A 20,298-nucleotide genomic window follows, 5' to 3' on the forward strand; every position below is an offset into this window, starting at 1 on the left:
TCGCAATGATACGATACTTATCCGGAGGTGTACAGGCATGACCGCCTATCGTCCCTTAGACGAACAACAAGCGATACAAATTGCCCGGGAAATCAAGCAGCTTTTTCCGGAAAACGCCGAGCTGTCCTGCCGGGAAATCGGTGACGGCAACCTAAACCTGGTCTTTCATATTACCGACGCCTCAAGCGGCGCCAGTGTTATTCTGAAGCAAGCTCTGCCCTATGCCAAAGTTGTTGGTGAATCTTGGCCTCTCACCCTCGACCGCGCTCGCATCGAAAGCGAAAAGCTAATTTTGGAAGGCAAGCTTGCACCGGGACTTGTGCCTGTCGTATACCATTATGACGCCGAGCTTGCGCTGACAGCCATGGAGGATCTCAGCAGCCACCAAATTATGCGCAAAGGCCTGATGGATGGCATTCGTTACCCGCTGTTCAGCGACCACATTTCCACTTTTATGGCGAAAACGCTGTTTTTCACTTCCGATCTGGGCATGAATCAGCAGGATAAGAAGCAGCTCGTCAAAACCTTTATAAATCCGGAACTGTGCAAAATAACGGAAGATCTTATTTTTGACGATCCATATACCGATTCTCCAAACAATAGCTACGACAGCCATCTGGAAGATGCCGCAGCCGCTTTGCGAAAAGACGGAGATCTTCAATTGGAAGTAGCCTTGCTGCGCGAAAAGTTTCTGACCCAGGCACAAGCGCTGCTTCATGGCGATTTGCACACCGGCAGCATTTTTGCCACTCCTGAATCTACGAAAGTCATCGACCCCGAATTCGCCTTCTACGGGCCAATCGGATTTGATGTGGGAGCTGTGTTCGCCAACCTGCTATTGAACTATGCCGGACAAGTCCACTGGAGTCAAAACAATGAGGAACGTTCGGCTTTCCGGGCTTATTTGCTGGACACGATCGAAAAAACCTGGACTGCCTTTGCATCCAAATTCCTGGCGCTGTGGAATGAACATGGCGTTGACCGCCTGGCCTCGGCCGCTCCGGGCTACAAAGAAAACTACATGAAACGTCTGCTTCAAGATTCGATCGGGTATGCCGGAGCCAAAATGGTTCGCCGCATCGTCGGTTTGTCCCATGTCGCGGATATAGACCGTATTCCGGATGCCGCAGGCCGTGAAACAGCGCAAAGACTGGCGCTTTCCATCGGCACAGAATTAATCCGCCGCAACCGCAAAGCGGAATCTATTCAGGATTTGCTTGATAGTGTAGCAACAAGAGAGGATGTTCATAATGACTGAGCTCTATAACGGGCTGCAATCCCTTATTTGGAAAGGCGAAAAGCTGGATTTGCTGGACCAGCGGCTTCTGCCGGAGGAAATTGTATATTTGCCGCTAACGACCGTTCAAGACGTGTGGGAAGCGATTTTTCATTTGAAGGTAAGAGGAGCGCCGGCAATCGGAATCGCAGCCGCTTACGGCGTCGTTCTGGGCAGCCGATCAGCGGCAAGCCTGGAGGAATGGCAGGAAGCTATCAATCGCGACTCCGCGCACCTTGCTACCTCCAGGCCAACGGCGGTTAATCTGTTTTGGGCGCTTGACCGGATGAAGGCCACCGCGCTTCGGCTTGCCGGGAAGTCATTGGATTTGGAAGCCTGCAAAGAAGGGCTGCTTCAGGATGCAATCGCGATTCAGAGCGAAGACGAAACGACCAACCGGCTTATCGGCGAACATGCATTGTCGCTTTTTAAGGATGATATGGGCGTATTGACGCATTGTAACGCGGGCGGCCTGGCAACCGCCAAATATGGCACGGCGCTGGCCCCGTTTTATTTGGCCCAAGAACAAGGCATGTCCATCCGCGTATTTGCGGACGAAACTCGCCCCGTTCTCCAGGGAGCGCGCTTGACAGCATTTGAGCTTCATCAAGCTGGCATTGACGTCACCTTGATATGCGACAATATGGCTGGCATGGTCATGTCCAAAGGCTGGATCGACGCCGTTATTGTAGGCACGGACCGGGTTGCAGCCAATGGCGATGTCGCCAACAAAATCGGAACGTACAGCGTAGCAGTTTTGGCTAAAGCGCATGGCATTCCTTTTTATGTTGCGTGCCCTCTTTCAACCATTGATCTCAATACGCCGACAGGCGCTGAAATTCCAATCGAGGAGCGCAACGCGGAGGAAATTACTAACGGTTTTGGCAAGCGCACCGCTCCGGAGGGCGTCAAAGTTTTTAATCCCGCATTTGATGTAACGCCTAATGAATATGTAACGGCCATTATTACCGAAAAAGGGATCGTAACGGCCCCGTTCAAGGAAAACCTGGCCAAGCTTTTTGCTGAATAATTTCATACTCAAATCTTGCAGCCGCTGCTTTTCCCTCGTAGCGGCTGAAGTAGTTGTTCCAAAAGTCCGAGAACCGAACTTTTTGAATTCTCATTATTATGGCTCAGAGCATAAGCTGCAGCGCGTCTGCCCCAATCATCCCCGCTGTAATGCCCAATGCTTCGGCTTTGTGCGTCACGGATTCCAGAGGAGCTGCCATCAGCTCTTCCAGCGTTCGCACGCCAACTGCGCGCCCTGCAATAATTTCTCGGCTTTTAAGCTTATCGTTCAGCAAAGCAACATCCAATGCGCCGCACATAATATAACCCCGATCCGTTGAAATGGATAGCAGTGTCGTTTTGGGAAGCTTTACTTCAACCCCCAATACAGTAGCGCCGCTCTCCAGTGTAAAAGGAACCACTTTTATCAGACGAACCACCTCCCAGGACCTATAAAATGACCAAATCAACCGCAAAAACAGTATATGCATCCATCATATCCCAGTGTGGACTTTGGCAATATATAGGTCTATGTACCCTTCGATATTAATGGTATATTAGTAAATGTTGAATTAAATAAACAGTGGGAGCATTCACTATGATCAAGCAGCAACAAGGTACACCAGCCAATTACCTGTTTAATGTAGACATTCTGGTGGAAGATGTCCACCACGCCAAAGCACTTGAGCAATTGCTCAAGGCGTTGAATCAAGGCGGTTTTAAAGATTACCGTATTGCTTCTGGCATTCAGCTTGGCCAAAAGATTGAAAACATGCTGGCTGAAAATAGCCAACGTTCTGAAATTCCCGTAACGCTCCCCACCCCGCCAAAAGCACCGCCTGCACCACAACAGGAACTGCCTGGATTCGACGGCTTGCATACAATTATGAAAAGCAATGCCCTTATCCGGCTAATTGTGAACAAGGGGCTGGGAATTAAGCTGAATATCCCTTGCCGGATTATTAACATCGACGAAAAAGAACAGCTGATTACCGTTTACCATGTAGATGAAAAACAAGTCTATACATTCAGAATGACCGAAATCGAAGATCTTCTGGATTAGGGCGCAATCAGCAAAAAAGCTTGCTCCTCGCGATAATGAATGATTCATTATCGCGAGGAGCAAGCCATTAATCATTAGCTTATTATGAATTAGCCTGCCTTTAGCATATGTTCGATCCGGTCATGGGATACGGGCGGGCTGCGGAAGTATCCTTGCATTTCATCGCATTGATGCCTGCGCAAAAACTCCATTTGCTCTTCCGTTTCCACGCCTTCAGCAATGACTTGAATGTTCAAGTTGTGGGCCATAGCGATAATAGCCGCCACAATTTCGGCATCATCCGGGTCTTGTTGAATATCCCGGACAAAAGAACGGTCTATTTTGAGACGGTCAATCGGGAAGTTCTTCAAATAGTGGAAGGAGCTATAGCCCGTTCCAAAATCGTCAACGCTTATGCCTACGCCAAGCTCCGTTATCGCAAGCAGGCAGCGAGTAATATGCCCAACATCGATTGTCATGGATTCAGTAATTTCCAAATCCAGATATCGCGGCTCCAGACCCGTTTGCTTCAGCACTTCCGCAATTCGCTCCGCCAAATCATGCTGCATGAACTGCCGGATGGAAAGATTAACCGCAACAGGCATAGGAGGAAGACCTTCATCCTGCCATTCCTTGTTCTGACGGCATGCCTCCATCAACACCCAATCGCCGATCTGAACGATCATGCCGCTTTCCTCTGCAAGAGGAATAAATGCTCCTGGAGACAAAAGGCCGCGTGCGGGGTGATTCCACCTGACAAGCGCTTCGACGCCGACAATGCCGCCTCCGGCAAGATCATATTGAGGCTGATAATGAAGCACAAATTCCTTGCGCTGAATGGCCTGATACAATTCATGCTGCAGCTTTAAACGCTCGAAGGAAGAATTTTCCCAGCTTTCGGAGTACAGCTTGCAGTCGCTTTTCCCGTTTTCCTTTGCTTTGACCAACGCGATATCGGCTTTTTTGAACATCGTGTAGCCGTCGTCTAGCGCCTGAGAGCTCGTCACCAAACCCATACTGGCCGTGACATGGACGGGAAACCCCTTCAGCTCGTATGGCTCCTCGATTGCTTTCAGCAATTGGTTTGCGTTGTCCATCAGCTCTTCTTCGGAAGAGATGGAATGGAACAGAAAAGCGAATTCATCGCCTTCCATTCTGGCAACCAGATCTTGTTCCGACAAACCGCGATTTGCCCTCTCCGCCACTTGAAGCAGCAGCATATCGCCAAATTCGCGCCCGAACGACGCATTGACCAGCTTAAAGCCGTCCAGATCCAGATAGCATATGCCCACCAGACGCCCTTCTTCATCGGCGCTGGCCAGACTTTCCGACAGCTTGATCTGGAACAAGGTGCGGTTAGGCAGCCCCGTCATATCGTCGTAATAAGCCATGTAACGAATCCGCTCCACATTGCGTTTGCGGTCGCTCAAATCCTGGCAGATGAGCAATGATCCGATAATAATGCCGTCTCGTTGCATGGGAGAACATATAACCTGCAGCTCCAGCGGAAAGCCGGAGCGATGATTAATATGAATATTGTTTCTTGTGATTGAACCTTCCGCAGCTTCATCAAGCGCCTGCTTCAGCACCTGGCGGCTTCCGGGATCGATAAGCGTCATCAAAGGTTCGCCGATTAGCTCAAAGCGCTGGTAACCCAGCATCAGGCTGGATGCTTCATTAACTTCCACGACATGGCCGGATGCATCCAGCACAGTCAGAGGGACCGCATCGGATACGAGTAAGGCGTCAGCGATTGCTCCGTGATACTTCTGGACGCCCCCGAGCGGATTTCGGCGCAAATAAAGCAGTAAGGCTGTGGCAAGCAGCAATGCCGCCACCGTAAACGACGTCCACCGGTACATGGCATCATGAATCACCATAAAGGTAATAAGCAGCCACAATAAAGCTAACGCGGTTATACCCGCTATCATTGTCCACGGCTCATTCAGAACCGTCATTTTCCGTTGTCGGAGCCGTGCTTCAGGCGTTTTGTTTATGTCTTTAGCCACACACAAACTTCCTTCCTCGCGTCGAGTCAACTCATTGTCAGCTTTATTATAAACGAAATCAATAATTTGTCATAGAAATATTTGCTTGAACGACAGCATACGGCCTTTTTCGAGGGGCGAATGCCGTCGAAGCGCCGGATTCATTTCTGCTGCCCTGACTCTCCCTTAAGCTTTAGCGCACCCGCAATGACAAAGCCCCAGCCCGCCAGCATTGCGACTCCCCCGATTGGAGTAACCGCGCCAAGCATAGGGAAATCCGCTAAAACCAGCACGTACAGGCTTACGCTAAAAATCAGCATTCCCGCCAAAAGAAGCTTACCGCCTATGCCGATCAACCGGCTTCCTCCCGCAAACCTGTCCAGCAGCGATACCAGCATAAGGCCAAGCGCTCCGTACATATGATAACGGATGCCAGTTTCAAACGTGTCCAAACGGTCCGGGGTAAAATGGCCCTCCAGCGCATGGGCTCCGAAAGCTCCCAGCGCAATGGCAAAAGCTGCATTAATCGCTCCGATTACAAAAAATTTGGGAAACATATTATTTTCAATCCTTCCGTTTTTGTGTATAATTCTTTAAATACAAATAAAAGGAGTTTGAGTAATGGAAAATAATGAAAATCAATTCCCGTCCAACAACCCAGGCTTTAGCCCGATTCAGCCGGTTGGCTACGACCAGCCGCTTAAACATTCCGGCTTAGGCATCACATCGTTTGTTATCGCTATTATTGCCGTCTTGCTGGTCATCGTCGGTTCGATCATGGCAGGTTCTTCCGTGTCCGAATTTACAAATAACGAGGATCTGCTTAACGAAATGTTTTCATTGACGGAGCAGTATGAAGATCAAACCGAGCTAGGCAATAAAATTTTGGAAAACGAAGAAGTCAGCGGAGCCATTTATAGCATGGTAGGCGCCTTGTTCCTTATTGTGGGTGCTGTCGGCTTGGCCTTCCTTGGAGGCATTTTTGGCCTGATCGCCGTATTTGCCAAAAACAAACGCAAAGTCTTCGGCATTATCGGCCTTGTTCTTAACGGCCTTATCTTTGTGGGAGCCATCGGACTTTTCATCGTAGGTATAGCTGGCGCCGCTGCCGCCACTTAGGTTTATTGCTTAATTGCATCGGCGCACCCTTTCCTGTCCTTCAGGAAAGGGTGCTTTTTTGTGCAAGCAAGCACAAGTTTGGTTGAGGTATCCCTACTTCAGCACCAATCTTGTTTTACTATATCCCTCTTTCGTTTTGTGAACCTCCAGACATGCCGGAAAAGCCTCCTTCAGTTCCCCCACATGCGAGATAACGCCTATCATCCGTCCTCTTTTTTGCAAATCGACAAGCGCCGCTACAGCCTTCTGCAGAGATTCTTCGTCCAACGAGCCGAAACCTTCGTCAATCAGCATCATCTCGATAGAAATGCCGCCTTGCACGGATTGAATAACGTCGGTCATGCCTAGCGCCAGACAAAGCGATGCGTTAAACTTTTCACCGCCCGACAACGTTTTGACGTCTCGCTGCTGTCCAGTATAAGCGTCGTATACATCCAGACCCAAGCCGCTTTGCTTGCCTCTGGATTCCAGCCTGTCGCTGCGCTGCAGTTGGAATTGCCCGTTTGAAAGCTCCGCAAGACGCACATTGGCCATGCTTACGATTTGCTCCAGATATTCAATTAGGATATATCGCTCAAAAGACAGCTTGAGGCTGTTTTCGCCCTTTAGCATGCTGTAGAGATCCAACACGTCTTCCAGTTCCTTCTCAAGGCGGGCCACCGAAGCCGCCGTTGCCCCAACCGCTTCCTTTAGACGGGAGGCCTCGTGATTAAAGCGCCGGGCTTCGCCCTCCGCGCGGATCGCCCCTTCATGGGCTTCTTTTTGTACGGCAATCCCGGCTTGCAGCTCCTCCGTCGGAAACCGGGAAGTACCCGCGAGCCATTCCTCAAGCTGGGCGATCGACGCATTCAACGCCGCCACGCTAGTGCGATATTGCTCCAGTTCGCTGCGCATCCGCTCTCTTTGACCTTCCTCCAGCAATGCATTCCGGTAGTCCTGAACCGTCCCGAAACCGGCTTGCGCCAGTTCCCGCTTCAACCGTTCGCCGCTTTCCTCCTCTACGCGAAGAGCTTCATCGTACCGTTCGTGCGCACCGTTGGCATAGGCCCTGCATTCCGCCAGCCTTGCTTCAGCCGCAGCTGCTTCCTCCTGCGCGTTCTGCCAGGCCTTTTGCAGCTCCTTCAAACGCCGCTGGCCGCTCGCAATGACTTCGTTCAGCGCCTCAGGACTCCGAAGCGGCTCCGGAATGCGCTCAAGCTCGCGCTCAAGCAGCGCCTTCTCCGCCGCATGCTGCAGCTCAAGCTCGCGTCCCCGACCTCTTGAAGCCTCAAGCTCCGCTTCCAGCATGGCAAGTCTGCTCTCCAGCTCTCCTTGCTGCAGCCTGAGTCCGTCCAGGGCATCCGCTGCTAACTGCAAACCTCCGGCGGTCTCCTTCTGGATCTTCCATGCTTCTCTAAGCTCCGCTTGCCTTTTTTGCAGTTTTTCTTCCGTGGCGTCTTCCGCTAACGGCAATTTGCCAAGGCCGGGCAGCAGCTGATCCCATTCCTCGTCGTCAAGCGCTTGTGCGGACGTTGCCGCCGCAGCTTGGGCTTGAACGGCCATAAGCTCTCTTTCCACATGCGCCAGCCGTTCCTTTGCTTCCTGAACCTGCTCTTTGCTTGGCATTTCCTCATGGTTCGAAGCCTTGCCGGGATGCTCCAGACTGCCGCACACAGGACAAGCTTGGCCGTCATGCAGATGAGAAGCGAGCAATCCCGCTTGCCCTTCAATCCAGGCTTGCTCCAAAGCCTCGTGCGCCCTGCGGGCGGAGGCAAGCGCCTGCTTGTACTGGCTTTCCATGGAGATACACTGCCGCAGTTCCTCCGAAACGCCGAGCAGACGTTTCACGGCTTTCCCGGAGGCCTCGATGGAAGCCAGCTCCTGCAGCGCCGAATTAAGCTCCTTCATTGCTTTTTCGCTAGCCGTGATTTGCTGCAGAAGCTCGTTGCGCCTCGCGCGCCCTTCCAGCAGCGAGGTCTCGGTCGACCTTGCGGCGGCCAGCGCTTCTTTGCAGCGCCGGTCAAGCCCGGCAATTGCTTTTTCCCTGGCCGACAAGCTTTGAACAATCGGCAGCAGCTCCATACTGGCATTCAGCTCCCGTTCAGCGCCATGCCGCTGCTCTTCCTTCGCGGCCTCCTCTTGCAGCCGTGCGGCCGCCAAGCTGCGGCGCACTTCGGCTTCCTCCAGCTCCTTCACCCGCTGCTCCAGCATCAACTCCTGCTCCCGCCGTGTTTTCCCACTCCGCAGAGCAGCTTCTTCATGCGGCCGGAGCCTCTCTGCGGTGACGGCCAGCTTCAATGCTTGCTCCTGGAGCGACATACGGTCGCTTTGTCCGCTGTGCTCGTGAAGCTGCCGGCGCTTGAGATCCAGCTCGTCATGCCGTCCGTTCAGCAGCGTCATATCCTGAAGCTTCTGTTGAAGCTTCTCCAAAGCCGCGCCCGCTTCTTGCTTGTCCAGCTCAGCCTTTTCTTGCAGCAGCCTGTAATGCTCCGCCTCCAGCGCCAACGCCTCGCCTACTTGAATGCTGTTGTATGATTCTTGGCCGAAAGTCGCCTGCAGGAGACTCTCTTCCCGCAGCGGCAGCGCTTCTGCCGCCTGCCGCATAACGGCGGCCGCGCCAGCTCGCTGCTCCTTCAGCCTGTCCTGCAGTTCCCGATTCCGCTGCTGGAATTTCCCTTGCAGACGCTGAAACAGCTCCGTTCGGAAAATACGACGCAAAATGTCCTCTTTATTATCGGTATCGGACGTCAGCAGCTTGCGGAATTCGCCTTGCGGCAGCATCACGATCTGGCTGAATTGTTCTTTGGTCAGCCCGACGATGGCAAGCAGCCTGGCATTAACCTCAGTCGTAATAAAACGATCGACAGCCGGGATTTCTTCGTCATCCCTTAGCTCGTACAGCTCAGTCTTTTCGCCCGTTTCGCTTTTGTTGGCTCCCTTGCGATGCTTCATTTGCCGAAGGACCCGATACGTCCTTCCTCCTGAAGCAAACGTCATCTCTACCGCTGTATGTGTGTCTTCATCGGCAAATTGGCTGCGCAGCATTCGGGGATCCATGCGATCCTCGCCGCTGGCATAGCCAAACAAGGCAAAACAGATAGCGTCAAAAATCGTTGTTTTTCCAGCGCCTGTATTTCCTGCAATCACAAACAGCCGATGCTCGCCAAGCTTTGTAAAATCAATAATTTCCTCATTCCGGTAGGGACCAAAGGCCGTCATGGCCAGCTTTAACGGCTTCATGCGCCAGCCCCCTCTTCCTTCAGCAAGCTATCCAGCATGTTGGAAAACAATTCCTTTCGCTCCTCCGTCAACGGCACGCCCTTTACTTCCTGATAAAAACCAGCGAACAAATCGACAGGTTCGCTTTGGCTTCGTTTGGCGGCATTTGCTTCTGAAACGCTGCTTTGCCCTTCCTGATTCGCGCCTTGGGCCATACGCCGGTCAACATGCAATGCATTGGGATAAACGGCTCTGACTTTTTCCATCGGAAACAGCACCGGAGCATCGTTCAGCAGCGTGACGAACACGTAATCGTCATTGACCGGATGGCGTTCCAGCTCCTCGATCGACGCCTCCACCCGCCGCATATTTCTTCTTGGCAGGAGCGGTCTCTTTTGGACGCTTGATACCCCGCTCCCATCCATTTCCACAATTAAGTAGCCTTTTTCGTGGTTTTCTTCGGAGATGGAATATTTGAGAGGCGAACCGCTATAGCGGATGTTTTCGTTCAGTACATAGTGGGCTCCATGCAGGTGACCCAGCGCCGTATAATGAAAGCTGCTGAATAATGCCGCGCTGACATGTTCGGCTCCTCCAATGGAAAGCGGCCTTTCTGAATCACTGGTGTTGGGCATCGATTCGCCAGCCGGGGTTACAAAAGCATGTCCCACCAGCACATGCCGTGCGGAAGGGTCCCGGTTTTCATTAATTTTTGCCGTGATTGCAGCCATGGCATCCTGATGAGTACGTATGCCGTCATCGCCAAGCGCGTGCCGCACCTGTCCGGGATCGGCGTAAGGGGCCAGATGGACAAACACTTCTCCATATTCATCCCGCAAAACAACCGGCTTTATCTCCCCCGTATATCCTCCGGCCAAATGAAGCCCCCGGCTCTCCATAAACCGCGAGCCAAAGGCAATCCGGTCGGGGCTGTCGTGGTTGCCGCTAATCGCCAGCACCGGCGTGCCAAGCTCCAGCACGATTTGCGCCAGCGCCCAATCCAGCAGCTCCACGGCCTCCACGGGAGGAACGCCCCGATCATAGATATCGCCAGCCAAAATAACCGCATCAGGCTTTTCTTCACGCACTGCATCTATAAATTGCTCCAGCACGTAGCGCTGATCCTCCGTCATATATACGCCGTGAACCAGCTTGCCCAAATGCCAATCCGCCGTATGAAACAGCTTCACAAAAACACACTTCCCCTCCTGCAAACTGCTATTCTTCCATTCTATCATTGAAGCTCAAAAGCTCGCCATACCGCGAGCAAGGAGAAATATGCCTCTTGTATGACGATTGCAGGCTCATTTCCTTCACATAACAGGGCGGGGCTTGAATATATTAGTTAACAGCAACCATTGAAGCAGGGGGTGGCCGGTAATGAGCACAGAAGACAACCGCTTGTTTATTGTGTCAAAAGAAGATTGGTCGTTGCACCGCAAAGGTTATCAAGACCAGGCTCGCCACCAGGAGAAGGTAAGGGAGGCGATTAAGCAAAACCTGCCCGATCTGGTTTCCGAGGAAAGCATCGTTATGTCGGATGGCAAACAAACCATTAAGGTGCCGATCCGCAGCCTGGACGAATACCGTTTTGTCTACAATTACAATAAAAGCAAGCATATTGGCCAAGGCGACGGGGACAGCCAGGTTGGCGACGTGCTCGGCGTTGATCCCAAAGCTGCCAAAAAAGGCGGAAAAGGCGAAGGGGCTGGCGATCAGCCCGGAGAAGACGTTATCGAAGCCGAAATTTCGCTGGCCGAGCTGGAGCAGATGCTTTTTCAGGAATTGGAGCTCCCCTTCCTCAAAAATAAGGACAAGGATCAGCTTGAAACGAAGGAAATCCGGTTTACCGATATCCGCAAAAAAGGGATCATGTCCAATATCGACAAAAAGCGGACCATCATTGAAAATTTGCGGCGGAACGCAACTTCGGGAAAACCCGGCATACATGGCATCAGCCCGGACGATCTGCGCTACAAAACATGGGAGGAAGTCATCAAGCCGCAGTCCAATGCGGTTATTCTCGCAATGATGGATACTTCCGGCTCTATGGGCTCCTTTGAAAAATATTGCGCCCGCAGCTTCTTTTTCTGGATGACGCGTTTCCTGAGGCAGCAATACGAAAAGGTGGAGATCGTGTTTATCGCCCATCATACCGAAGCCAAGGAAGTGACGGAGGAAGAGTTTTTTACGCGCGGCGAAAGCGGCGGCACGATTTGTTCATCCGCTTATGTCAAAGCATTGGATATTATCGATAGCCGTTACCCCATCGCAAGCTGGAATATTTACCCGTTTCATTTTTCGGATGGCGACAATTTGACCTCGGACAACGAACGCTGCGTAAAGCTGATCTCCCAGCTGCTGGAGCGCTGCAATATGTTTGGCTACGGCGAAGTCAACCAATATAACCGGAGCAGCACTTTAATGTCGGCCTACAAGCATATTCAGGACAAAAAATTTATGTACTCCATTATTAAAGAAAAAAATGAAGTGTATAGGGCTCTAACCACCTTCTTCTCCAAAAAACCGGCGCTGGTCTGACATCGGGATAAAAACAAGCTTTACCCGCTCATGCGAAAGGAGCCATTAAGCCGCTTTCCAAAATGGCTGCAAAGGCTCCTTTTCATAAATGCCAACCCCATAATTAACCCCGATCCAATACCAGCCAGCTCGCGTTTAATGAGCCTTGAGTGCATCTAAGCGTGAGCTCATGCCGGCCCGGAGCCGGTATCCCCAGGGAAAACGGTCCGTATGTCCGCCATTCGCCGGGTTCCGCAGCTAACACCCCTATCTGTTGGTTATCCAATTCCAGCGACAAGCTTCCTCCTTGATCCCATCCCTTCCCTTCCAAAAAGACGGTGACTTCCGCCATCTGCCGTTGCGCAATATCTTCATAGAATGAATAGGAATACCAATCGCCTTCCAGAAGCCTCAGGCAAAGCCATTCATCGGCCCTCCACTCCTCTCCCCCGCCATGCGCAAAGGTTGCCGTCTCCCGTCTGCTTTCCTTAAAAGCAATGATGGAACGGTCTCCTTCCCTAAAGCCGATAGCGGCAGGAGGGTTCGGCAAATGACTTGCCGCTGGAAGTTCGGCAGCAAGCTGCTCAGGGTCATGCTGCGCTTGCCCAAGTTTTTCAGCGCTAAGCTGCCCACGAACCGTCTCGTCGTGCTCAAACTGTCCACCGCCAAACCCATAGCTGACGCCTTCTCCCTTATATCCGTAAAATACGGCAGGGATTCGAAGAGGCGCTTGTCTTAGGAGCGACCTGACAACGTTGGAGTTGTATTCGCAATTTGCGAGCTTCATATTATGAAGGTATTCATTTAAGATGGCTTCCGCCGTCTCAACTTCCGGCTGCTCTCCGCCCTGCAAAAATGCGGTCAGACGATCCCATTGCTCCGGTTTGTTTATGGAGCAGGGCGAGTTTGTCGTATCGATTTTTTTCCACGTCCAGAAATTCCACGAAATCTCGTGATCCTCGAACAAGCAAAACGCCCCTGCGTACCAGTCCTTGTTATTTTCGCCGCCTTCGCCCATAAAAATCGGCACATTCCACTTATCCCGGTATGCCAAATAGTTCGCTATGCTTTCCGTATCGGGATTGTTCCAATATTTATGGAATTGCAGCAGCACATTGCCGTCAATAGGCTCACTGCCGCCAAACGCCTCCTCAAAAATCGACCAATCCGTCGACCAATGGACGCCTTCCAAAATAATCATATGCTCCTTGTCCACCTCGCGGATCGCCGCTATCATTTCCTTGTACAGCGGCAGAACGCGGTCGTTGTATTCCGAAAACCATTCCGGCAGCGGCTCGTTCAGCAAATCATACCCTGCAACGATCCATTCGTCCTTATAACGTTCGGCTAACATCCTCCAAATCTCTACGGCCTCTTCGGAACGGCTTTTGTCGCTAAACAGCTCCGGGCGGTCAAACGGAGAATCATCGATATTCGTCCCTGTTTGTCCTCCGGGCGCTCCATGCAAATCCAGAATGACATACAAGCGATACGTCTTGCACCAAGCAATGGAACGGTCGATCAGCGCCAATCGCTCTTCATCAAAGGCAAGCCTACCCTTATCTGCGTCCCGGCCTTCCGGCCCTTCACCTGTCAGAAACCTCGCATTAATCGGAATGCGTACCGAGTTGAAGCCTTCCTCCGCTATTGTGGCGATGTCCTCTTCGGCAATATAGTTGTTATAGTAGGTATCCCAAAAGGTTTTCGCCTTCTCCGCGCCAATAAGATGCTGTACCATGACCTCAATCCGCCGCGGCCGATCGCCCTCCTGCGGGAAGCGCCACATATAACCTTCGGGCAAAAGCCAGCTGCCAAAGCCGACGCCCCGCAGCACAACCGGCTCCCCCCTTCCGTTGACCAGCCTGCGGCCGTCCGCCCGGAGGAAGCCATAGACTTCCTTGTTTCTTTCCACATTCATGAATCCCTAATCCTCCCTGAAATGCAAGCTTTCATGCGCCTTCCTTGCGTTTAAGATTTGATTGCGCCCTCCGAAATGCCGTGCAGAATATATTTCTGCAGGAGCAAATAAAGGAGGATGACCGGAAGCATGGCCAGCACCAGCGATGCCAGAATCGCCGACCAATCGTTGTTGTATTCGCCAAACAGCATGTTGGTCGACAAGAGCAAGGTGTAGCTTTTGAAATCGGTCAAAACCAGCAGCGGCAGCAAAAAATCATTCCACATCCAAAGAGTATTCAAGATAGCGATTGTCGCCGTAATCGGCAGCAAAAGCGGCAAAATGACGGCAAAATAAAGTCTGAATTCGCCACACCCGTCAATGACCGCAGCTTCGTCGAGCTCCTTCGGCACCGACTTGACGAAGCCGTGATACAGGAAAATCGCTACGGCCACGCCAAGGCCTATATAGAGCAAGCCAAGTCCAACGGCGGTCCCCTGCAGCTTCAAGCCGCTGCTGATCCTGACCAGCGTAATCATAATGGAATGAAACGGAATTAGCGTGGACATAACGAACAGGCCAAACAGAAATGCGCTAAGCTTACCCGGCGTCCGCGACAGCTTGTAGCCGGCCATGGACGAAAAAAGGATGATGCCTGCAAGGCCAGTGGCAGCAACAACAATTGTATTCCACAGGCTTCGCATATAATCCGTTTTATGAAAAGCATCTGCATAATTGCCCCATTCCAGAGAGGAAGGAAGCGCCAAAATATTGGTTAGCATATCGCCTTGCGTTTTGACGGAGTTCAGCAGCGCCATATAGATGGGGAACAGCGTAACGGCTGCCGCGGCAACCAGGAACAGGAACATCCCGGCTGCGCCAATTTTCCGAAGCACTGTTTGCCGGATGCCAATAATATGCGAATCCAGAGGTTTTTGCACAATCACGCCCTCACCTCCCGGCGCTTCATAACCGCAAGCTGAATGATGGAAATCACCATAACGATGCCAAACAGGATCATTGCTTTGGAACTGGCGTACCCATAACGATTGGAGAAGCTAAACGCTTCCTCAAAGATGTTGATTGCGATAACTTGCGTTGACCGCCCCGGTCCTCCGCCCGTTAGTGAATAAACCGCGTCAAACACCTTAAACGAGCCATTCAGCGTCAGGAAAACGCCGATTGTAAGCGCCGGATAGATCATAGGCAGCGTAACGTTCCGGAACAGGCTGAACGCCCCCGCTCCATCTATCGCGGCCGCTTCCTTCAGCGTTTTTGGCACGCCTTGCAGAGCCGCGATATAGATGACCATCAAATAACCGACGCCTCCCCATAACGACAAAGCAAGAATGGAAAAGAAAGAATAGCGGGGGTCGCCGATCCACGACTGGTCCAGCAGGGACCATCCCAGCTTTTCTGCCCCATAAGGAAAAACCCGGGTAAAAATAAACATCCACATAAAACCGCCGATAATCAGGCTGAGCATATTGGGCATAAAAAAAATCGTTCGGAACCACACCTTGCTGCGCCCCATCGCCTCGATAAAAACAGCCAGCAGAATGGCCAGCAGATTTTGCAGAACCAGCATAAAAACAACGAATTTCAGCGTAAACCAAAGCGACTTCAGAAAAAAACGATCGCCCATCGCTTCGACGTAGTTGGATAACCCCACCATGCGATAGGTCGGGTTCAGTCCATTCCAGTCCGTCAGGCTGTACCAGATGCCCCCTATAGCGGGGGCAAGCGTAAAGGCACAATAAAACGCAAGAGCGGGAAAAACAAACAGCAGCAGCATGGCAGACGGCTTCCACTTTCTAGTTGTCGGCATTTATTGTTCACTCCCGGTTGGCCGGAGATCGTTCTCCCGCGTCATAATCAATTGCTCTTGACGGCGGTTTGCCATACTTTATCCAACGCTGCGATGATATCGTCCTGGGTTACGTCTTTGATGTAGTAGCTTTGGAGAAGCTTTGCCGTTTCGTCCGTTACGCCGTTCGGAAGCTTGAGATCAAGGTAGGCCTTGCCCTGGGAGACGTAGGAGCTCGCTTCGTTCACCCAAGGAAATACTTCATATTGATGAACGGTTGCAATAGGATTAAATTTCAATTCCTCAAACAAAGCAGAGGAATCCTTGTCGTCCAGGATGTAATTGAGCAGATCGAGCGCTACATCCTTATTTTTGCTTGTTGGAGACAAAGCCAGCGAAGTGGAGGTCGCAAGATTAATCATTGCATGCTCCGGATTGCTGCTGACGGGCAGAGGCGCAACGCCAAAGTCCATCTCCGGATTCACTTTTAGAATCGTCTCCGCATTCCAAGGACCCTGTACCCACATAGCCGCCTTGCCGTTGGCAAATTCCGCGGACCCCGCTTCATTGCCCGTCTCAAACGGTTTGTCGGTGCCATTCTCCATAATAATGTCGATAATATCGAATACCGACCTCACATCGGCATAGGAAGCGCTGCCTTCATTCATTCTCTGAATCCAGTCGGGATGGGACGACGATACGGTGCCTCCAAGGGACAGCGCCATCATCAATTGCGGAATCCACGATTCCTGAAAAGCGAGCAGGAACGGTTTTACGCCTGCGGCTTGCAGCTTTTCCGTTACGGCTTTCATTTCGTCCAGCGTTTGCGGAGGCGTCAAGCCTTGCTCTTTAAAAATCGTTTTGTTGTACAAATACCCCCACGACAGACTTTCGAGCGGAAGCGCCGCTACCTTCCCGTCATATTTGACAGTCTCCGTCACCGCTTCGTAAAGCTTGGCAACAAACGGCTGTCCGGTCAAATCAGCGACATATCCCGCGTCGTAGTAGGTCGGAATGTCATTGGCATGCAGGGTATAGAGATCGGGCGCGTCGCCCGACGACAGCCGGGATTGCAGGATTTGTTTTGCCTGGTCCGCATTCGGCATCTCCAGTTGGATCGTAACGTCGATATTTTTCTCCGCCAGCTGTTTTTCCTTGAACTGCGCGAAGTAACGCTCGAATTGATCCTTAAACCTCGGAAAGCTCATAAACACCTTCAGTTCGACTTTTTTTGGCGGCTCCGTGGCAGTCACCTCTCCACCGCTGGCGGATGACGGAGAGGCGCTGCTCGACGCTCCGTTTTTGTTGCTTCCCGAGCTGCAAGCGGCCAGCACAGACATAATCATCGTCAGAGCCAGCAGCAGGTGAAGTGCTCTCTTCATTGTGAATTCCCCCTAAGAGTTAGTTGCAGCTTCAGTATACCGAAGGAATAAAGCGCTTTCTTTTGAGGATTTTAATGTTTTGCATTGTACAATATTGATCCTTCAACCGCCCTTATTTGCGCAATTCTCCCGGCGTGACGCCAAAGTGTTTTTTAAATACCCTGTAAAAATACGCGATATCCTCATATCCGGCTAATTGCGCGGCATGCTTAATCGGCAGCCGCTCCTCCGCAATGAGAAAACGGGCTTTCTCCATCCGCTTGCGCAGAATGTAATCCGACAAATTTTCGCCCGTTCTGGCTTTAAATAAACGGCTGAGATGCTCCCGGCTGACGAGGAATTGTCCCGCTACCGTTTCCAGCGAGATGGCTTCATGAAAATGGGCATCAATATACCCCACTACATCCTCCAGCTCAAGCCGGCTTCGCGATAGACGCAACGTCAGCAGCCCGTCAATCGCCCGGCGGTATAATTCGCCCATGGCCGTAACCACATCTCCGGCTCCGTCCCCGCTTTTTAAATTAACTGCCTTGTCGGATTTCCCCTGCAGCAGTTGTTCCAGCGTCGTTTCCTGCTCGGAAAGGAATTGCTCCAACAGCAGCAGCAAATCGCTGGCAATCCGGGGCAGGCCTTCGTCCTCTTTCACACTAAAATCCTTATCTCCAAGAGCCCTTGCAAGAGCACCGAAGGAAGCCTCGACCCGATTCCTGTCCAAGGCAAGCAAACTGGCGTATATCCGATCGCGGAAGCCGGAGTAACGAGCCATAGCTTCTCCGCTTGAAAATATCGGCGATCTGGGAAGAACCTGCTTGTCCTGATTGATCCTGTTGTTCAGGCTGTTCATCGTGTCCAGCTCTTCCCTGCATCTGCCAAGCGCCGCATTTAATTCTTCGCCGTTGATGGGTTTAAGCAGATACTCCACCGCTCTGGAACGGATCGCGCCTTTTAGGTAGAGAATGTCGCCGTAACCGCTCATTACGATGATTTTCATCGCGGGATGACGCTTATGCATGGCTTGCAGCAGATCTACGCCGTCAATGCCTGGCATTCTCATATCCGTCACCACGATGTCGGGGCGCCGCACGCCAAGTTCCCTCAAGCCGGCGGTGCCATCCTCCGCTTCTCCCGACAGCACAAAGCCAAGGCTCTCCCAATCGACCAGCGCTTTGACTACTTCCCTCGACCACGGTTCATCGTCAATAATAAACACGCTATACATGGAAATCCCCCTTGTTTTTCCTGTCGTCGATCGTCGGGCCGGCTGCCGGCAGCACAAGAACAACCAGCGTCCCTTCGCCTTTTGCGCTAAACAATCGGATGCCGTACCGCTTTCCATAAGCAATCGAGAGCCGCCCGTGAACATTGGATAATCCAATGCCTCGCCTTCTGCCAAATTCATCGGAAGGGGCTGAGGAACTCGTTGCCCGGCCTGTCGAAGCAAGCTCTCTGCGCAATTGAGCCAATCTCTCCCGCTCCATGCCGACACCGCCGTCTTTTACGATCAAAATAAGGCGCTCGCCGATCACTGTTGCCCTGATTTCCAGCCTCCATTCCCCTTCCTTTGCCTGCAGTCCATGCTCGAAAGCATTTTCTACAATAGGCTGCAGCGTAAACTTCGGCATGTTCACCTCTCCTGCCCGATCTTCCGCAAACAGCTTGACGGTGCACCGTCCCGCAAAACGTTGCTCCTGAATGTACAGGTAGTTGGACGTATGTTTCATCTCGTCGCTCAACTGAACCGTCTGTTCTTGCTCCGAACTGATGGAATAACGGAGCAGATCTCCGATAACATGCGTGACGCGGTATATTTCCGGGGCGCCTTTTACCAATGCCATGCCGCCGATCATATGAAGCGTATTGTTAAGAAAGTGGGGATTGATCTGCGCCTGCAAAGCGATCAATTGCGCGTTTTTCAAATCGATTTCACGCTGGTATTGATTTTCGATCAACGCCTTCATTCGGACCATCATGAAATTGTAACCCACTTCCAGCAGCCCGATCTCATCCTTGCTCTGAACCGCCTTCATCTCAAAATCGTGAATATGCGCTTTTCTCATCGTTTTGGCAAGACTTACGATCGGTCGGCTAATGCGAAACGACACAACGACGGACAAAATAATCGAAATAACCGCAAACAGCCCCCCCGTCCATATGCCAGTCATCATCGTTTTGCTGGCAATGGCATCGATTGTTGCGGCCGGTATGGCTTTGACGATGTGCAGCTGGCCGTCGCCAACCTGCTTCGCAAAGGCATAATAGTTATCGGTTCGCACAAATCTGACATCAGGCGAATCCGGCTTCATGTCTTCCAAAACCGCGATCAAGCCATCATCCTCCGGCAACGGCGAAGAGCCCGGAAGCAGCTCTCCCTCATCGCTGATGAGGAAGATCGAGCTTTCTGGCTCCGATTGCAATAAGGCGGCAGCTTGCCCCCATACTTTATCGTCGATACGTACGGCTATGCCGCCGATCAACTCCTGCCCTTGAAATTCGTTCATGGAATGGTACGCGCTTAACGTTCCTCCGGATGCTTTGAAATACAAACCGATCGGCTGCCTTAGTATGCGGCTCCACGGTCCCTCCGCAATATCAAGCGAGTGGGTCATTCCACTATTGGCGTAATTGACGGAATACGCCCTTTCCGTGGCATGGATATACAACGTCAGATTGTCGATTTTTCGGGAGAACGAATAATAAGCTGTGTTCATAGCCGCAAACAACGTGTTTTGCAGCCGGTAACGTTCCTCCGTCTCCAGTTCATCTACCCTCGCCAGCTCGCCGATCAAATCCGTCCGGATATGCAGCGCATAAAACAGCGTATCGATCTGCTGAGTCAGCTCGTCCACATATTGGCTTGCCCACATCATTCGGGACTTGTTGGCGCCAATCATTTCCGTCTCCACCGAACTTCTCGTATTATTCGTTGCCTGCCAGGTCACCGTAATGACCGGCAGCGTCGTTAACGCAATCATAAGCACCATCAGCCGGAAGCGGATGCTGATTGATTTCAGCGGCATAGGTTCCTCCTGCTCCCGGCTTTCCGGGCCGTTCTAATGTTGGC

General features: G+C 51.8%; 16 protein-coding genes. 5 read left to right on the plus strand and 11 right to left on the minus strand.

Annotated features, from left to right (window positions below):
• The first annotated feature begins 37 nt into the window (after positions 1 to 37).
• Both mtnK and mtnA read left to right on the plus strand, forming a co-directional pair.
• A complete protein-coding gene (gene mtnK / locus ACX93W_RS10675) occupies positions 38 to 1,258 on the plus strand; it encodes an S-methyl-5-thioribose kinase (RefSeq protein ID WP_459392343.1) in 1,221 nt (406 codons plus the stop codon).
• Positions 1,251 to 2,306, plus strand: a complete 1,056-nt coding sequence (gene mtnA, locus ACX93W_RS10680; RefSeq protein WP_459392344.1) for an S-methyl-5-thioribose-1-phosphate isomerase — start codon at positions 1,251 to 1,253, stop codon at positions 2,304 to 2,306. The genes mtnK and mtnA overlap by 8 nt, the downstream gene beginning before the upstream one ends.
• Positions 2,307 to 2,409: 103 nt before the next feature.
• Here mtnA and ACX93W_RS10685 read toward each other — a convergent pair whose 3' ends face one another.
• Positions 2,410 to 2,715, minus strand: coding sequence for a YunC family protein (locus ACX93W_RS10685; protein ID WP_459392380.1), 306 nt, complete (start codon positions 2,713 to 2,715; stop codon positions 2,410 to 2,412).
• 167 nt (positions 2,716 to 2,882) lie between these two features.
• Between ACX93W_RS10685 and ACX93W_RS10690 the strand changes: the two genes are divergently transcribed.
• Positions 2,883 to 3,347, plus strand: a complete 465-nt coding sequence (locus tag ACX93W_RS10690) for a hypothetical protein (protein ID WP_459392345.1) — start codon at positions 2,883 to 2,885, stop codon at positions 3,345 to 3,347.
• Positions 3,348 to 3,436: 89 nt separating this feature from the next.
• On the opposite strand, the gene ACX93W_RS10695 is transcribed toward ACX93W_RS10690, so the two are convergent.
• Positions 3,437 to 5,335: a putative bifunctional diguanylate cyclase/phosphodiesterase gene (locus ACX93W_RS10695; RefSeq protein WP_459392346.1), complete on the minus strand. Its 1,899-nt coding sequence runs from the start codon at positions 5,333 to 5,335 to the stop codon at positions 3,437 to 3,439.
• Positions 5,336 to 5,475: 140 nt separating this feature from the next.
• Positions 5,476 to 5,871, minus strand: coding sequence for a DUF423 domain-containing protein (locus ACX93W_RS10700; RefSeq protein ID WP_459392347.1), 396 nt, complete (start codon positions 5,869 to 5,871; stop codon positions 5,476 to 5,478).
• Positions 5,872 to 5,935: 64 nt separating this feature from the next.
• Here ACX93W_RS10700 and ACX93W_RS10705 point away from each other — a divergent pair, with 64 nt between their 5' ends.
• Positions 5,936 to 6,433 carry a hypothetical protein gene (locus ACX93W_RS10705; RefSeq protein WP_459392348.1) on the plus strand — a complete coding sequence of 166 codons (498 nt, stop codon included), beginning with the start codon at positions 5,936 to 5,938 and terminating at the stop codon, positions 6,431 to 6,433.
• Positions 6,434 to 6,526: 93 nt separating this feature from the next.
• Here the strand turns inward: ACX93W_RS10705 and ACX93W_RS10710 are convergent, their stop codons facing one another.
• A complete protein-coding gene (locus tag ACX93W_RS10710) occupies positions 6,527 to 9,652 on the minus strand; it encodes an AAA family ATPase (protein ID WP_459392349.1) in 3,126 nt (1,041 codons plus the stop codon).
• The gene (locus tag ACX93W_RS10715) at positions 9,649 to 10,821 is read right to left on the minus strand and encodes an exonuclease SbcCD subunit D (RefSeq protein ID WP_459392350.1); all 1,173 of its coding nucleotides are present in this window, start codon (positions 10,819 to 10,821) and stop codon (positions 9,649 to 9,651) included. The genes ACX93W_RS10710 and ACX93W_RS10715 overlap by 4 nt, the downstream gene beginning before the upstream one ends.
• Positions 10,822 to 11,011: 190 nt before the next feature.
• Between ACX93W_RS10715 and yhbH the strand changes: the two genes are divergently transcribed.
• Positions 11,012 to 12,172 (plus strand): sporulation protein YhbH, encoded by a 1,161-nt coding sequence (gene yhbH, locus ACX93W_RS10720; protein WP_459392351.1) that lies wholly within the window; start codon positions 11,012 to 11,014, stop codon positions 12,170 to 12,172.
• A 103-nt stretch (positions 12,173 to 12,275) separates the two neighbouring features.
• On the opposite strand, the gene ACX93W_RS10725 is transcribed toward yhbH, so the two are convergent.
• The 6 genes from ACX93W_RS10725 to ACX93W_RS10750 all read right to left on the minus strand — a co-directional run bounded on the left by ACX93W_RS10725 (position 12,276) and on the right by ACX93W_RS10750 (position 20,254).
• Positions 12,276 to 14,069 (minus strand): glycoside hydrolase family 5 protein, encoded by a 1,794-nt coding sequence (locus ACX93W_RS10725; RefSeq protein WP_459392352.1) that lies wholly within the window; start codon positions 14,067 to 14,069, stop codon positions 12,276 to 12,278.
• 50 nt (positions 14,070 to 14,119) lie between these two features.
• Positions 14,120 to 14,917, minus strand: coding sequence for a carbohydrate ABC transporter permease (locus tag ACX93W_RS10730; RefSeq protein WP_459392381.1), 798 nt, complete (start codon positions 14,915 to 14,917; stop codon positions 14,120 to 14,122).
• A 74-nt stretch (positions 14,918 to 14,991) separates the two neighbouring features.
• The gene (locus ACX93W_RS10735) at positions 14,992 to 15,876 is read right to left on the minus strand and encodes a carbohydrate ABC transporter permease (RefSeq protein ID WP_459392353.1); all 885 of its coding nucleotides are present in this window, start codon (positions 15,874 to 15,876) and stop codon (positions 14,992 to 14,994) included.
• A 47-nt stretch (positions 15,877 to 15,923) separates the two neighbouring features.
• Complete coding sequence (locus tag ACX93W_RS10740) at positions 15,924 to 17,237, minus strand: ABC transporter substrate-binding protein (RefSeq protein WP_459392354.1); 1,314 nt, start codon at positions 17,235 to 17,237, stop codon at positions 15,924 to 15,926.
• A 112-nt stretch (positions 17,238 to 17,349) separates the two neighbouring features.
• Positions 17,350 to 18,456: a response regulator transcription factor gene (locus ACX93W_RS10745; protein ID WP_459392355.1), complete on the minus strand. Its 1,107-nt coding sequence runs from the start codon at positions 18,454 to 18,456 to the stop codon at positions 17,350 to 17,352.
• Positions 18,449 to 20,254, minus strand: a complete 1,806-nt coding sequence (locus ACX93W_RS10750; RefSeq protein ID WP_459392356.1) for a sensor histidine kinase — start codon at positions 20,252 to 20,254, stop codon at positions 18,449 to 18,451. The genes ACX93W_RS10745 and ACX93W_RS10750 overlap by 8 nt, the downstream gene beginning before the upstream one ends.
• Positions 20,255 to 20,298 lie beyond the last annotated feature (44 nt).

The organism is Paenibacillus sp. CAU 1782 (genome assembly GCF_054551715.1).